This is a genomic window from Tannerella forsythia 92A2 (genome assembly GCF_000238215.1).
Lineage (GTDB): Bacteria > Bacteroidota > Bacteroidia > Bacteroidales > Tannerellaceae > Tannerella > Tannerella forsythia.
In genome coordinates this window covers 240,649-255,135 of sequence record NC_016610.1, presented here as the reverse complement: position 1 = coordinate 255,135, position 14,487 = coordinate 240,649, and the positions used below count along the sequence as shown (strand labels likewise).

14 protein-coding genes are annotated in these 14,487 nt (G+C 49.3%); 9 read left to right on the top strand and 5 right to left on the bottom strand.

The genetic code is table 11. The features are described from left to right. Positions 1–79 precede the first annotated feature (79 nt). From BFO_RS01040 to BFO_RS01025, 4 genes are all read right to left on the bottom strand, one after another. Positions 80–1,342, bottom strand: coding sequence for a phosphoglycerate kinase (locus BFO_RS01040; protein WP_014223696.1), 1,263 nt, complete (start codon positions 1,340–1,342; stop codon positions 80–82). 165 nt (positions 1,343–1,507) lie between these two features. Beyond that, positions 1,508–1,972, bottom strand: a complete 465-nt coding sequence (locus BFO_RS01035; protein ID WP_014223695.1) for an alanyl-tRNA editing protein — start codon at positions 1,970–1,972, stop codon at positions 1,508–1,510. A gap of 34 nt (positions 1,973–2,006) precedes the next feature. After that, a complete protein-coding gene (locus tag BFO_RS01030) occupies positions 2,007–2,969 on the bottom strand; it encodes a M48 family metallopeptidase (RefSeq protein ID WP_041590532.1) in 963 nt (320 codons plus the stop codon). Positions 2,970–2,973: 4 nt separating this feature from the next. Continuing rightward, a complete protein-coding gene (locus tag BFO_RS01025; RefSeq protein ID WP_041591013.1) occupies positions 2,974–3,537 on the bottom strand; it encodes a LemA family protein in 564 nt (187 codons plus the stop codon). A gap of 310 nt (positions 3,538–3,847) precedes the next feature. On the opposite strand from BFO_RS01025, the gene BFO_RS01020 reads away from it, so the two are divergent. From BFO_RS01020 to rhaD, 9 genes are all read left to right on the top strand, one after another. Then, entirely contained in the window at positions 3,848–5,119 is a 1,272-nt protein-coding gene (locus BFO_RS01020; RefSeq protein WP_014223691.1) for a S41 family peptidase, read from the top strand. A 205-nt stretch (positions 5,120–5,324) separates the two neighbouring features. Then, positions 5,325–6,146 (top strand): 3-methyl-2-oxobutanoate hydroxymethyltransferase, encoded by an 822-nt coding sequence (gene panB, locus BFO_RS01015; RefSeq protein ID WP_014223690.1) that lies wholly within the window; start codon positions 5,325–5,327, stop codon positions 6,144–6,146. Between the two features lie 26 nt (positions 6,147–6,172). After that, positions 6,173–7,651, top strand: a complete 1,479-nt coding sequence (proS, locus tag BFO_RS01010; RefSeq protein ID WP_041590531.1) for a proline--tRNA ligase — start codon at positions 6,173–6,175, stop codon at positions 7,649–7,651. Between the two features lie 50 nt (positions 7,652–7,701). After that, a complete protein-coding gene (locus BFO_RS01005) occupies positions 7,702–8,058 on the top strand; it encodes a DUF3127 domain-containing protein (RefSeq protein ID WP_014223688.1) in 357 nt (118 codons plus the stop codon). Between the two features lie 160 nt (positions 8,059–8,218). Continuing rightward, complete coding sequence (locus BFO_RS01000; RefSeq protein WP_014223687.1) at positions 8,219–8,782, top strand: RNA polymerase sigma-70 factor; 564 nt, start codon at positions 8,219–8,221, stop codon at positions 8,780–8,782. A gap of 105 nt (positions 8,783–8,887) precedes the next feature. Beyond that, entirely contained in the window at positions 8,888–10,321 is a 1,434-nt protein-coding gene (locus BFO_RS00995; RefSeq protein WP_041591012.1) for a rhamnulokinase, read from the top strand. 41 nt (positions 10,322–10,362) lie between these two features. Next, positions 10,363–11,619 carry an L-rhamnose isomerase gene (locus BFO_RS00990; RefSeq protein ID WP_041590530.1) on the top strand — a complete coding sequence of 419 codons (1,257 nt, stop codon included), beginning with the start codon at positions 10,363–10,365 and terminating at the stop codon, positions 11,617–11,619. Between the two features lie 24 nt (positions 11,620–11,643). Continuing rightward, entirely contained in the window at positions 11,644–12,654 is a 1,011-nt protein-coding gene (locus BFO_RS00985) for an L-rhamnose/proton symporter RhaT (RefSeq protein WP_014223684.1), read from the top strand. A 23-nt stretch (positions 12,655–12,677) separates the two neighbouring features. Further along, on the top strand, positions 12,678–13,487 hold the full coding sequence (rhaD, locus tag BFO_RS00980) for a rhamnulose-1-phosphate aldolase (RefSeq protein ID WP_014223683.1): 810 nt from the start codon (positions 12,678–12,680) through the stop codon (positions 13,485–13,487). A gap of 93 nt (positions 13,488–13,580) precedes the next feature. Here rhaD and dapA read toward each other — a convergent pair whose 3' ends face one another. Further along, complete coding sequence (gene dapA, locus BFO_RS00975; RefSeq protein ID WP_014223682.1) at positions 13,581–14,474, bottom strand: 4-hydroxy-tetrahydrodipicolinate synthase; 894 nt, start codon at positions 14,472–14,474, stop codon at positions 13,581–13,583. Between the last annotated feature and the right edge of the window lie 13 nt (positions 14,475–14,487).

Genomic DNA, 14,487 nt, shown 5'->3' with positions numbered 1-14,487 from the left:
GCAAGCAACGAAGAGAGTCGGCCGTTAGGACACATCGCCGTGCGCAGTTATGGCCGACCTCCGTGCTGTCAATCTCCTTTTAATACCCGCGGATCGCTTCGATTCCGGGAAGGGTTTTTCCTTCGATGGCTTCGAGCAGTGCACCGCCTCCGGTCGATACGTACGACACTCCGTCGGCCAATCCGAATTTATTGATACATGCCACCGAGTCGCCTCCTCCGATAAGCGAGTAAGCGCCGTTTTTCGTGGCTTCGACAATCGCTTCGGCTACCGAGCGCGATCCGTGCGTAAAGTTTTCAAATTCGAACACCCCGGTCGGACCGTTCCAAAGGATCGTTTTGGAAGCGCGGATCACCTCCGCATATCTCTTCTCTGTCTCAGGTCCGATATCCATGCCTTCCCATCCGTCGGGGATTTCATTGCTCGCGGCATACGCTGTTTTCGCGTCATTGCTGAAATCGTCGGCAATTTTCGAGTCTTCGGCCAGTACGAGGTTGACGCCTTTCTCTTTGGCTTTGGCCAGCAGTTCGAGGGCGAGGTCTAACTTATCGTCTTCGCAGATCGATTTTCCGATTTTCCCACCCAACGCTTTCATAAACGTATACGTCATTCCGCCGGTGATAATCAGGTTGTCGACTTTATTGAGCAAATTCTCGATCACCTCGATCTTGGACGACACTTTCGATCCTCCCATGATAGCGGTAAAAGGTCTGTTGATGTCGTTAAGCACTTTCTCTACGGCAGCCACTTCCTTTTCCATCAGATAGCCGAACAACTTATGATCGGCATCGAAATAAGCGGCCATCAAAGCCGTTGAAGCATGCGCGCGATGGGCCGTACCGAAGGCGTCGTTCACATATACGTCGGCATAAGACGCCAGCGTTTCGGTAAATTTCTTCTGACTTTCTTTCACGGCCTTCTTGGCGGCCGCCTTCTCCTGTTCGGAAGCATCATCGGCCAGTCCGCGAGGCTTGCCTTCTTCTTCGGCATAGAAACGCAGATTCTCAAGCAACAGCGCTTCGCCCGGTTGCAGGGCGGAAGCTTTGATTTTAGCTTCTTCACCGACGCAGTCGTTGGCAAACTGTACATCAACGCCGAGCAAGTCGGATACGTGCTTCAGAATATGTTTCAGCGAATATTTATCGGTAACGCCTTTGGGACGTCCCAAGTGTGATCCGATGATGACGCTGCCGCCATCGTTCAGTATTTTCTTCAGGGTAGGCAACGCTGCACGGATACGCGTATCGTCCGTAATGTTGAACTGTTCGTCTAAGGGTACATTGAAATCTACCCGTACAAATGCCTTTTTTCCGGCAAAATTAAAGGAATCGATCGTCTGCATAATGATTGAATTTATCGAATATTAAATGTTGCGAATGTTTATCCGCCTGTTTTTCCAAGCGATGTGCAAAGGTATAAAATAATTACCAACCGACAACCGGCAGCCGATATTTTTACGCCTGCGAACGGAGGAGATACGGGCGGCGGACAGCTGTTGCAAGCTGCGTCATGTCAATTTAAACCGGATGCGAAGCCGTCCGTTTTCGTAATCGTGCGAAATGATTTTAAAATGGCCGACTTCGGAGGTGTTCGATACGTGTTGTCCGATACAGGCGCAGGCGTCGTAGTCGCCGATGCGGACAATGCGCAATGTTTCGGAAACGCCTTCGGGCAGCTTGCTCAGGTCGACAAGCGCCGCCGCTTCTTCGTGCGACATGTACTCACTCGTGACAGGCAGATGCCGTTCGATCACGGCATTCACGCTATGTTCGATCTCTGCGATCTGTTCGTCTGTCGGGGCAGAGGAGAGCAGATAGTCGCATTTCGATTTTTTGCGTTCGATATGCGTATTCCGGGAGCGCGGACAACCGAACCTGTTCACCATGGTTCGGTTCAGGATATGTTCAGCCGTGTGCATCGGAGGGTATTCCGTCTTATTATGTACGTTTAATAACGGGCTTTCTTTTTCCATATTATTACTATTAATGTGCATTGTTCGGGGACGATCAGAACTGTTCGAGCACCCGGATTCTTTTTTCGATGGGCGGATGGGTCGCGAATAATTCGTTGACGAACGACGCGCCTTTCTTCATCGGGTTCTCGATAAAAAGTTGCGCCACATCGTTTTGTTCGACGGCTTCGATCAGCGGATCGGTCGATATTTTACGTAAGGCCGAGGCCAGCGCCAGCGGATTCTTCGTCATCTCGGCGCTTCCGGCGTCGGCCATGTATTCCCGGTTGCGGGAGATGGCAAAACGCATCAGCATCGTAATAAGGTAGCCGATGACAGCCAGTACCAGAACGACTAACAGGATAGCCAATCCTCCTCCGTTTTTGCCGTTCCGCAGGCTTCCGTGCAGCAGGCGACGCGAAGCCATCCGGGAGAGAAACGAAAAAATGCCAACAAAGACAATGGAAACGATCAGTACGTGTACATCGCGATTGCGAATATGCGTCAGCTCGTGCGCAATAACGGCTTCCAGCTCGGCATCGCTCAGGCGGTTGATAATTCCGCGCGAAAGTGAAACGGTATACGTTTTTTTATTCAATCCGCTGGCAAAGGCATTCATCGACAAGTCTTCGATCACGTTGATTTTCGGCATCGGCAGTCCGTTAGCCATACAAAGGTTCTCGACTAAATTATACACGCGCTTATTATCCCGTCGTTCCAGCGTATACGACCCGGTCGCGGCATGGATGATCGATGTATTCGAATAGTAAGCGATCAGAAACCAGACTAAACAAACTCCCACCACCCACGGTGCGGCGTTAAGAAACGATTCGTTCGCGATTTGCCAGGAATCTTCCCATGAATAGAGGGCTGCCGCATCATCCGAAACGAAAAAAACATGGATAATCACGAAGAAAACCCACGTCAAAAAAAGGATGACGCAAGGGAAAAGCAATAACATCATCATCGAGCGGATGTTGTTTCTCCGTTGCTGCGTCTGTATACCGAGATACCTCACCGGATCAGAAGTTTATTTTCGGCGCTTCTTCCAATTGCGCCCGTTGACTTCCGAGATCGAACATCGTCTCGCGACGGAAACCGAACATGCCGGCCACAAGATTGGCGGGGAATGTTTCGACGGCATTGTTGTATTCCTTCGTCGCCGAATTGAAGTAACGGCGTACGGCCGCCAGTTTATTTTCGATATCCGCCATCTCTTCCTGCAACTGCATAAAGTTGGAGTTGGCTTTCAAGTCGGGATAAGCTTCAACCGACACAGTCAGCCCCCGCAGCGCGGCAGACAGCTGATTTTCAGCGGCAATCTTCTGATCAATGCTTTGTGCCGACATGGCAGCGGTACGGGCCTGCGTGATCTTCGTCAACGTTTCACTTTCATGCTTCATATAACCTTTAACAGCTTCGACCAGCTGCGGTATCAGGTCATGTCGCTGTTTCAACTGCACATCGATATCGGCAAACGCATTCTCGCGATTGTTGCGGAAACGTACCAGCCGGTTGTACACCGACATGAAAAAAAGCAACAAAACAACGACGATAACAATCGTAATAATTAATCCTGTACTCATTTCTCTATTTGAATAAAAAATTGAACATGCGACAAAGATACGTATTTTTCCGGTAGAAAAAGCCTCGTTATCTCCGCCCCTCCATTCACCTTGCGTAACAAACCATATCATGCACAAAGAAACCTTGACAACCGATGAATAACGAATGAAGATTGAATTTCCACGCGGCTTTAAAACGATCAGGTAAAATTTCGATGTTTTGCATTTCTACCCTATATTTGTCGGCTGGAATAATGACAGTATGTAAGAGTAAAAAAGATAAACTCAAATCTGAATTTCAGTATTAATCATAGAAAATAAACTTGACATCATGAAAAAAATCATTTTATCTTTTAGCTTGATGATTGCAGGAACAATGCTAACATCTGCAGGAACGGGAATTCAAGAAAACACCGATCGCTTATCGGACGAAGAGAAGATATACGGTCTATCGACAGTCTGGAAAGAGGCCGACAAAAATTTTGTATTCTTCGATCAGGTGCCCGATCTGGATTGGAACAAGACATATCAAACATTTATTCCGAAAGTCTTGAAAACCCAAACGACGTACGAATACTATCGCATATTGCAGGAGTTTTGTTCATTGCTAAACGACGGACATACACGGGTCGTTATCCCGTGGGAACTTAGAGAAGTTTTCGAAGTAGCTCCCCCCATTCTTACGGAACTGGTCGATGGCAAAGTGATTATTGGCCGCATCTTGAACGATACACTTGAGCAGCAAGGCCTCTCGGTCGGAATGGAAATTGTAGCAATAGATGGGACGGAGGTGCATGAATATGCGATGAAGTACATTCAGCCATTCGTGTTTTATTCCACAAAGCAGGATATGGAAGTACAGGTTTACGAACACAACCTACTGAAAGGACATATCGACAAACCATTGAAGATCCGCACAAAAGACAACAAAGAATTTTCAGTGAGCAGAAGATTGAAGAAACTGGATAAACCGGTACAAATATTTGAATCTAAGGTATTGGATGATAATATAGGTTACCTGAAAATTAACCGATTTTGGGGTGATCGCTTCAAAAGCGAATTCGACAGTCTTTATCATGAAATAAGAAAGACTTCGAAACTGATTATCGACATATCGGAAAACGAGGGGGGCAACAGCGGATATTCCAATTATGTTATCAGTCATCTGATTGAGAAACCTGTCTTGTCGTCGAGATGGAAAACACTGATGTATATGCCTGCTTATGCCTCGTGGGGATGGAATACACAATGGCAGGACAATAGCGGAAGTATGATTCAGCCGGTACGTGAATCACTGCGTTTTACGAAACCAATCGTTGTTTTGATCAGCGAAAAAACGTATTCTGCTGCAGAAGACTTTGCCTCTTTATTTCTGAATGCGAAAAGAGGTGTTTTAATCGGGAGAACAACAGCTGGAACAACAGGTAATCCTATCGGCTTCGAACTTCCCGGGAAGGGCTGGCTTCAGATATGTTCGAAAAGAGACTATTTAGCCAACGGCAAGGAGTTTGTCGGTTACGGAATTGAACCTGACCACACAGTAAAGAAAACCAAGGACAAAGAAGAGCTTAAAAAGGAAGGCATAAAGATTTTAAAGAATTAGTGAAACGTATTTAAAGCATGGATTCCGACCGTCTATCTGATCGATCCCGATGGGCGGGTGGCGTATGCCGATATCAACGGACGTGGGTTGGAAGAGAAACTGCAGGAGATTTTCGGACGCAGATAAAACCTTGTTATAACAGAGTCCATCGCGTTTTTTCCTACAATAAAAAATAACTACCTTTGCCACGTTTTAAGTTCATGAGATGTCAGTAGCAGTATCAGAAGACAACCGTAAGGTAACGACACACCGCCTTTTTGAAATGAAACAGCGGGGCGAAAAGATTTCGATGCTTACCGCCTACGATTATTCGATGGCGCAAATCATCGACCGGGCAGGCATGGATGTGATCCTCGTCGGCGATTCGGCCTCGAATGTGATGGCAGGCAATGTAACGACCCTTCCCATTACCCTCGATCAGATGATTTATCACGGCAAATCGGTGATGAAAGCCGTCAAACGGGCGCTTGTCGTGGTCGATCTGCCTTTCGGGACGTATCAGGGCAATTCGAAAGAGGCGCTCGCCTCAGCCATCCGCGTGATGAAAGAGACACATGCCGACTGCATCAAGATGGAAGGCGGATCGGAAATCAAAGAATCCATACAGCGCATCTTGTGCGCCGGCATCCCGATCATGGGACATTTGGGACTGACTCCGCAGTCGATCAATAAGTTTGGCACTTATGCCGTCCGTGCCCGTGAAGAAGAAGAAGCCCGCAAACTGCTCGAAGACGCCCATCTGCTCGAAGAATGGGGATGCTTCGCGCTGGTACTTGAAAAAATTCCGGCAGCACTGGCTTCACAGGTAGCTTCCGAGCTGAAAATCCCCGTGATTGGCATCGGTGCCGGTGGCGGTGTAGATGGGCAGGTACTGGTGATGCACGACATGCTCGGGATCAATCAAAACTTTTCGCCTCGCTTCCTGCGGCGCTACGCCAATCTTCACGAAGAAATGACGAAAGCGCTTCACGCCTACATCGAAGATGTTAAAGCAGGCGATTTCCCGAACGAAAACGAACAATATTGAAAAAAAAGAAACGAAAATAAATGACAATGGCAAAAGAACTAAAGGAACTCACTTCACAAGACGAAAATTATTCGCAATGGTATCAGGACTTGGTCGTAAAAGCCGATCTGGCCGAAAATTCGGCTGTGCGCGGCTGTATGGTCATCAAACCCTACGGGTATGCAATCTGGGAAAAGATGCAGCGTATTCTCGACGATAAATTTAAGGAAACGGGACATCACAACGCTTATTTTCCTCTGTTGATCCCGAAATCGTTTCTGAGCCGCGAAGCCGACCACGTCGAAGGGTTTGCCAAAGAGTGCGCCGTTGTGACGCACTACCGTCTGAAGAACGATCCGGAAGGTAGTGGCGTGATCGTCGATCCGGCCGCCCGCCTCGAGGAAGAACTCATCATTCGCCCCACTTCCGAAACCATCATCTGGAACACGTATAAAAACTGGATTCAGTCGTACCGCGATCTGCCGCTGCTCATCAACCAGTGGGCGAACGTAATGCGCTGGGAAATGCGTACACGCCTGTTTCTGCGTACAGCCGAGTTCCTTTGGCAGGAAGGTCATACGGCACATGCCACACGCGAAGAGGCCGAAGTCGAAGCGCGGAAGATGCAGAATGTCTATGCCGATTTTGCCGAAAACTATATGGCTATGCCCGTAATCAAAGGCGTGAAGACCGAAAGCGAACGGTTTGCCGGCGCCGTCGATACGTACACCATCGAGGCCATGATGCAAGACGGGAAGGCTTTACAAGCCGGTACGTCGCACTTCCTCGGACAGAATTTCGGGAAGGCTTTCGATGTGACGTTCATCGATAAAGAAGGAAAGACCGACTATGCGTGGGCTACTTCGTGGGGCGTTTCCACACGGCTCATCGGGGCGCTGATCATGTCGCACTCCGACAACAACGGGCTGGTGCTGCCACCGCATCTGGCGCCGATACAGGTCGTGATCGTACCGATTTACCGCTCTGCCGGGCAACTGGCGCAAATCAGTGAGAAGGTCGATAAAATCATCACCGGTCTGAAAGCGTCAGGCATCAGCGTGATATATGACGATCGTGACACGAAGAAACCCGGATGGAAATTCGCCGAATACGAACTGAAAGGAGTACCGGTACGCCTGGCCATGGGAGGACGCGATCTCGAAAACAACACGATCGAGGTCATGCGTCGCGATACGCTCGAAAAAGAAACGGTTACCTGCGAAGGAATCGAGGCACACGTAAAGAATCTGCTTGAAGAAATTCAGAGGAATATTTTCCGGAAAGCGTTGGAGCATCGTGAGAAGCACACGGTCAAAGTCGATACGTACGACCAGTTTAAGGAAAAGCTCGAAGAAGGCAACTTCATCCTGGCTCACTGGGACGGCACACCCGAAACGGAAGAGCGCATCAAAAACGAAACGAAAGCGACTATCCGCTGCATTCCTTTCGACGACGCAACACCCGGACAATGTATGGTAACCGGCAAACCGTCTGCTCAACGCGTTCTTTTCGCACGAGCGTATTGATAAAACTCATGCCGATAAATGTATCAAAAATATCATAAAGTGAAAGAAATATGGAAGTAAGAGGAAAAATAATCGTCGTTCAACCGATTCAAACGGGCGAAGGAAAGAACGGAACATGGAAAAAACAGGAGTATGTGATCGAATACGACCGGAATGCCCAGTATCCGCGTAAAATGATGTTCAACCTGTGGGGAGACCGGATCGACCAGTTTAACATTCAGGAAGGACAGGATCTGAAAATTTCGTTCGATATCGACTGTCGTGAATACAACGGACGATGGTATAACGATATACGCGCGTGGCGAGTGGAGCCGGACAACGAATCGGGAGGAATGCAACCGATCGATCAACCGCTTCCGCCACCGGAAATACCCCCTTCCGATCCGGCAGACGATCTGCCATTCTGAACGGCCGAGAGAGAGGAGGCAGGAAGCGCTCCTCTCCGATGTAATACGCCCATTTCTTTTCGTACAATGAGATCGGCAAACAGGTATTCGTAAGGGAGAAATAAGTGAAAAACAACTTCTTTCTTCTCCCGTACGGATGTTTGAATCTTTGACCTGAACTGTGGAAAATAGAACGGATATAAATGACTTCGACCGATTGTATCACGACTACCGTCAACGATACATCCGTTTTGCGCGTACCTATGTGCGCGACACGGCCACAGCGGAAGATATCGTAATGGACAGTCTTATGTACTATTGGGAAAACCGCTCCGCTCTGCCACATCAAATGAATATTCCGGCTTATGTGCTGACCATCGTAAAGAACAGATGTATCAATCACTTGCGACGAGAACAAAAGCATCAAGAAGTAAAGCGAATGCTCTCGGAGCATAAAGACTGGGAGTTGAACGTGCGTATCTCTACCCTCGAAGCCTGTAACCCGGAGCAGCTCTTCTCCGAGGAGATACAAACCATCATACAAAGAACACTCGACTCCCTTCCGGAACAGTCGCGCCACATCTTTATCCGCAGCAAATACGAGCGCCTGAGTCACCGTGAAATTGCCGATGACTTGGGACTTTCCGTCAAAAGTATCGAGTATCATATCACGAAAACTCTTAAGATCCTCCGCCAAGCCCTTAAAGATTATTTCCCCGCCTGGCTCGCGCTGCTCGGTATTTGACCATTGCCGCATAGAGCGTAGATAAAATACCTGCTCAAAGAACGAAATTGTTTATCATTGGAAAAATATACCTATTTTTGTCCGGAAAATTCGGAGATCATGAACATGAATAAACATTATTTTCTGGCATTTGATTTGGGTGCTACCAGCGGGCGATCAATGCTCGGCATATTGGAAGGCGACAAGTTTGAGGTCCGGGAGCTGACACGTTTCCCAAACGCCATCATGGAGCTTCATGGCAGATATTACTGGAATATTTTCAGCCTGTACGAGTCGTTGAAGGACGGACTGCGCGAGTGCGCCCGTCAGGGAATCCGGCTCACGTCGATCGGTATCGATACGTGGGGCGTGGACTTCGGCTATGTCGGTCGTGACGGTACGATCCTCGGGTTGCCGCGCGCCTATCGCGATCCTTATACCAACGGGGCGCCGGATGAGTTTTTTCAACGTATTCCGCGCGATAAAGTGTATGGCATGACAGGAATTCAGGTGATGAATTTCAACAGCCTCTTCCAACTGTTTCGTGCCAAAGCCGAAGCATTCTCTCCTCTTGCGCAGGCCGATAAAATTCTGTTTATTCCCGATCTGTTGATCTACATGCTGACCGGAAAACAAGTCTGCGAATATACCGAAGCATCGACATCGCAACTGCTGAATCCTGCGACACGGCGTTTCGAACCGTCACTGCTGACAGCTATGGGCCTTTCGCCTTCGTTGCTCCATCCGCTTGTCGATCCCGGTACGACGATCGGCACGCTCACCGAGGCACTCGCTAAGGAGACAGGGATCGGGAAAGTGCCGGTCGTAACGGTTGCCGGACATGATACGGCATCGGCCATTCTTGCCGTCCCGGCGGAGAACCCGCATTTTGCGTATCTGAGCAGTGGTACCTGGAGCCTGATGGGCATCGAGACTTTGGCGCCGATCGTGACGAAAGAATCGTTCGAACAGAACTTCACGAATGAGGGAGGCGTCGAGGGAACGACTTGTTTTCTGAAGAACATCACCGGTATGTGGCTGCTCGAACAATGCCGCAAGGAATGGGAAAAGGAGGGGCGTACCTACACGTATCCGCAAATGGTGGATATGGCGGAACGTGTCGGAGAGGTGCAAGCCATCATTTCTCCCGACGATCCGCGTCTGGCCAACCCGTCGAGCATGCCTCAAGCCATCGCAGCTCTTTGCAGCGAAAAAGGGATGGCGTCTCCTTCGACCGATGCCGAATATATCCGTTGTATCTTCGAAAGTCTCGCGCATCGTTATGCCGAAGTAACGGAGAAACTTTCGGAAATGGCTCCGTTCCCGATCGAAAAACTACATATCATCGGGGGAGGATCGCAGAACGACCTGATGAACCGGTTGACGGCTCGCACGCTGGGCATCCCCGTCGTAGCCGGCCCGTCCGAAGCGACAGCCATCGGTAACTGCATGATGCAAGCCAAAGCGGCCGGACTCGTAAGCGACCGCTGGGAGATGCGCCGGATCATCGCACAAGCGTTTGCCGTAAAAACGTATCATCCCGAAGGAACAACACGATAAAAAATGCTATATTGTACAACGAACAAACATATCATAATATTATGGAAGAAAAGATAATCAAGAAATCGTATGAGATCGCAAAAGAACGTTATGCGGCGATCGGTGTCGATACGGATAAAGCCTTGTCGCAAATAGGACAACTGTCGATTTCGTTGCACTGCTGGCAAGCCGACGATGTGCATGGATTCGAGAATCTGGGAAGCAGCCTTACGGGAGGAATTCAGGTCACGGGTAATTATCCCGGTCGGGCGCGCAACATTGACGAACTGCGTGCCGATCTGGTCAAAGCGATGTCGCTCATTCCCGGAAGACACCGGCTGAACCTGCACGAGATTTACGGAGACTTCGGCGGCGAGGTTACAGATCGTGATCAGGTAGAACCGAGGCATTTTCAAAGCTGGATGGAATGGGCCCAGGAGAATCATCTGAAACTCGATTTCAACTCGACGTCATTTTCGCATCCCAAAAGCGGAAATCTGACTCTCGCCAACCCCGACAAAGGCATTCGCGATTTCTGGATCGAACATACGAAACGATGCCGTCAGATCAGCGAAGCGATGGGAAAATATCAGGGCGACCCCTGCATCATGAACCTCTGGATACACGACGGTAGCAAGGAAGTGCCCGTTAACCGGCTCAAATACAGGAAACTGCTCGAACAGTCGCTGGATGAGATTTTCGCGGTGAAATATAAACACATGAAAGACTGTATCGAAGCAAAGTTGTTCGGTATAGGGTTAGAGAGTTATACGGTAGGTTCATATGATTTTTACCTTGGTTACGGCGTAAAAAACAAAAAGATCGTGACGCTGGATACCGGTCATTTTCATCTTACCGAAAGCATTGCCGATAAAATATCGTCGATGCTGCTGTTTACGCCGGAAATTATGTTGCATGTCAGTCGCCCGGTACGTTGGGACAGCGATCATGTCGTTATCCTTAACGATGATCTGCAAGACCTTGCCCGTGAGATTGTCCGTTGCGACGCTTTAAAACGGGTACATGTCGGTCTCGACTATTTCGATGCTACGATGAATCGTATCGGTGCTTATGTTATCGGGACGCGCGCCACACAGAAAGCGTTCCTGTTAGCTCTGCTCGAGCCGCAGAAAAAGCTCCGGCAGTATGAAGAGAAAGACCTGCTGTTTCAACGGCTGGCTTTGCAGGAAGAACTGAAAAGCATGCCGTGGAACGCAGTATGGGATATGTTCTGCCTCCAACAGGAAGTGCCCGCAGGCGAAGATTACATCACCGAAGTGGAACAATACGAGAAAACAGTAACGAGTAAACGAAAATAATTTTCGGAGGCAGCAATCAAAAAGATGGAAATACTTACCGGATTACTGATTATCGCCGCAGGGAGTTTCGGGCAATCGAGCTCGTACGTCCCGATCAGGAAAGTGAAAGCATGGTCGTGGGAGTCGTTCTGGCTCGTGCAGGGATTTTTTGCCTGGCTTATCTTTCCGTTACTTGGCGCCTTGTTGGCCGTACCCGAAGGACATCGTCTCGTTGAGGTCTATGCAGCGAATCCGGGAGCCACACTGTGGACCATCTTCTTCGGGATACTCTGGGGCATCGGAGGATTGACGTTCGGCTTGTCGATGCGTTATCTCGGCATAGCCCTCGGGCAGTCGATCGCCTTAGGTACGTGTGCCGGTCTCGGTACCATTCTTACTCCTCTCTTCACCGGTCGACCGGGGGATTTGACAATGCCGGTCATCGCGGGTGTGGCTGTGACACTGGCCGGCATAGCGGTCATCGGTTATGCAGGCAGTCTCAAGTCGGCGACTCTCAGCGAAGAAGAGAAGAAGGAGTCAGTGAAGGATTTTCATTTCACACGTGGTATCATGGTGGCGTTGTCGGCAGGTTTTATGAGCGCCTGTTTCAGTATCGGCCTTGGTTTTGGCGAACCGTTGTGCTTTACGCAGACCGCCGATATTTACAAGACCTTACCGGCTACCCTGATGGTTACCTTAGGCGGCTTCGTGACGAATGCGGCCTATTGCTTTTATCAGCATGCAAAGAACCGTACATGGAGCGATTACGGTCAAACAGGTCTTTACGTTAATAACCTCTTTTTTTGCGCTTTGGCGGGTGTCTTGTGGTATAGCCAATTCTTCGGACTGAGTCTTGGCAAAGGCTTTTTGTCTGCGTCGCCGGTATTACTCACTTTTTCATGGTGTATCCTGATGGCGCTCAACGTGACCTTTTCGAACGTATGGGGCATCCTCCTGAAGGAATGGAAGGGTTGTTCGAAACAAACGATTGCCGTGCTGATTGCCGGACTGCTGCTGCTTGTTTTCTCTTCTTTCTTGCCTGAACTATTGAAATAAAAACAAATTAAAACATCATAAAGATGAAATCGATTCTAGACAATCGGCCTGTTCTGGCACGGGAAGTTAGCCAAGTGGCCGAAGTGGCCGGATACCTTTGGCAAAAAGGCTGGGCCGAACGGAACGGAGGAAATATGACCCTCAACATCACCGAATGGGTGGACGACGAGATCCGTCAACTGCCGGCTTTGAGCGAGACGATTCCTATCGGACTGACTTTGCCTCACCTCAAAGGCAGTTATTTCTACTGCAAAGGGACGAACAAACGCATGCGTGATCTGGCACGATGGCCGATGGAGAACGGTTCTGTCATTCGGATTACGGACGATTGTTCGGGGTATGTGATCATTGCCGACGGTCCGGTGAGACCGACGTCGGAGTTGCCGTCACATCTCTCCATGCACAATAAATTTATCGCTTCGGGAAATGGGTACAAGGCTGTGTTGCACACCCATCCGATTGAGTTGATTGCGATGTCGCACAGCAAAAAGTTCCTTCAGAAAGATGTGCTCAGTCGCCTTTTGTGGTCAATGATTCCGGAAACAAAAGCTTTCTGTCCGCGCGGACTGGGCATCATCCCTTACGAGATGCCGTCGTCTATCGACTTGGCGGAGGCGACACTCAAAGAATTAGATGACTATGACGTGGTGATGTGGGAAAAGCACGGTGTCGTGTCGGTAAGTACCGACATTATGGAGGCCTTCGATATGGTCGATACGCTCAGCAAGTCGGCACAGATTTACATCAACAGCAAGTGCATGGGATATGAACCGGAGGGAATGAGTGACGAGCAAATGGCTGAGATGACACGCGCGTTTCATTTGCCCAAATGAGCGTTTCTTCTACGATCCGTGTGAATCATCCGGCGCGATGTGTTATTGCGTTTTGACACACCTTCGTGATTATTCCGCAGCTGGCGTGCCGTTTCAGCATTGGATATGCAGCCGATGCAGCACGTCACGTATCTTCTCATACGTCGTGATGCGTGTCGGCACGAGTGGTAAACGCAGTTTGTTCTCAATAAAGCCCATCATGTTCAGCATGCTCTTTACGCCGGCCGGATTGCCGTCGACGAAGAGCAGCTCGAACAGTTCCATAAAACGCGAGTGGATGACACGGGCATTCGTATAGTCGCCTTCGAGCGCAAGCCGTACCATACGACCGAATTCTTTGGGGAAAGCGTTTCCGATTACCGAAATAACTCCAATTGCTCCTAAAGCGATGAGGGGAAATGTGATACCATCATCTCCTGAGATAACTTGGAAATCAGCTGGTTTATGCTTGATGATATCATCCATTTGTTTGATGTTTCCCGAAGCCTCCTTGATTGCTATGATATTCTTAAAAGTAGAAGCGAGCCGGAGGGTCGTTTCCGCCGTCATATTCGCTCCTGTGCGTCCGGGTACGTTATACAGCACTACCGGCAGCGGGGTCGCTTCGGCCACAGCCTCGTAGTGCCGAAAAAGTCCTTCTTGCGAAGGTTTATTGTAGTAGGGAACTACGGACAAGATAGCGTCGATACCCTGAAAGTCGCCGTGCTTTAACGTGTCGACTAACACTTGCGTGCAGTTCCCGCCGACACCCAACACAATCGGTATGCGACGCCGCACTTGTGTCACGACTTTCCGTACGATTAGCCCTTTTTCTTCTTCCGTCAGTGTCGGAGTCTCTGCCGTCGTTCCCAGCACGACCAAATAATCCGTACCGTTCTGTATCTGAAACTCGACTAATCTGAGCAAAGCCTCGTAGTCGATGCTTCCGTCTTGTCTGAAAGGTGTGATCAGGGCAACGCCCATCCCGCTTAAGTCGGTTGTAGCCATAAGTAATATCCGG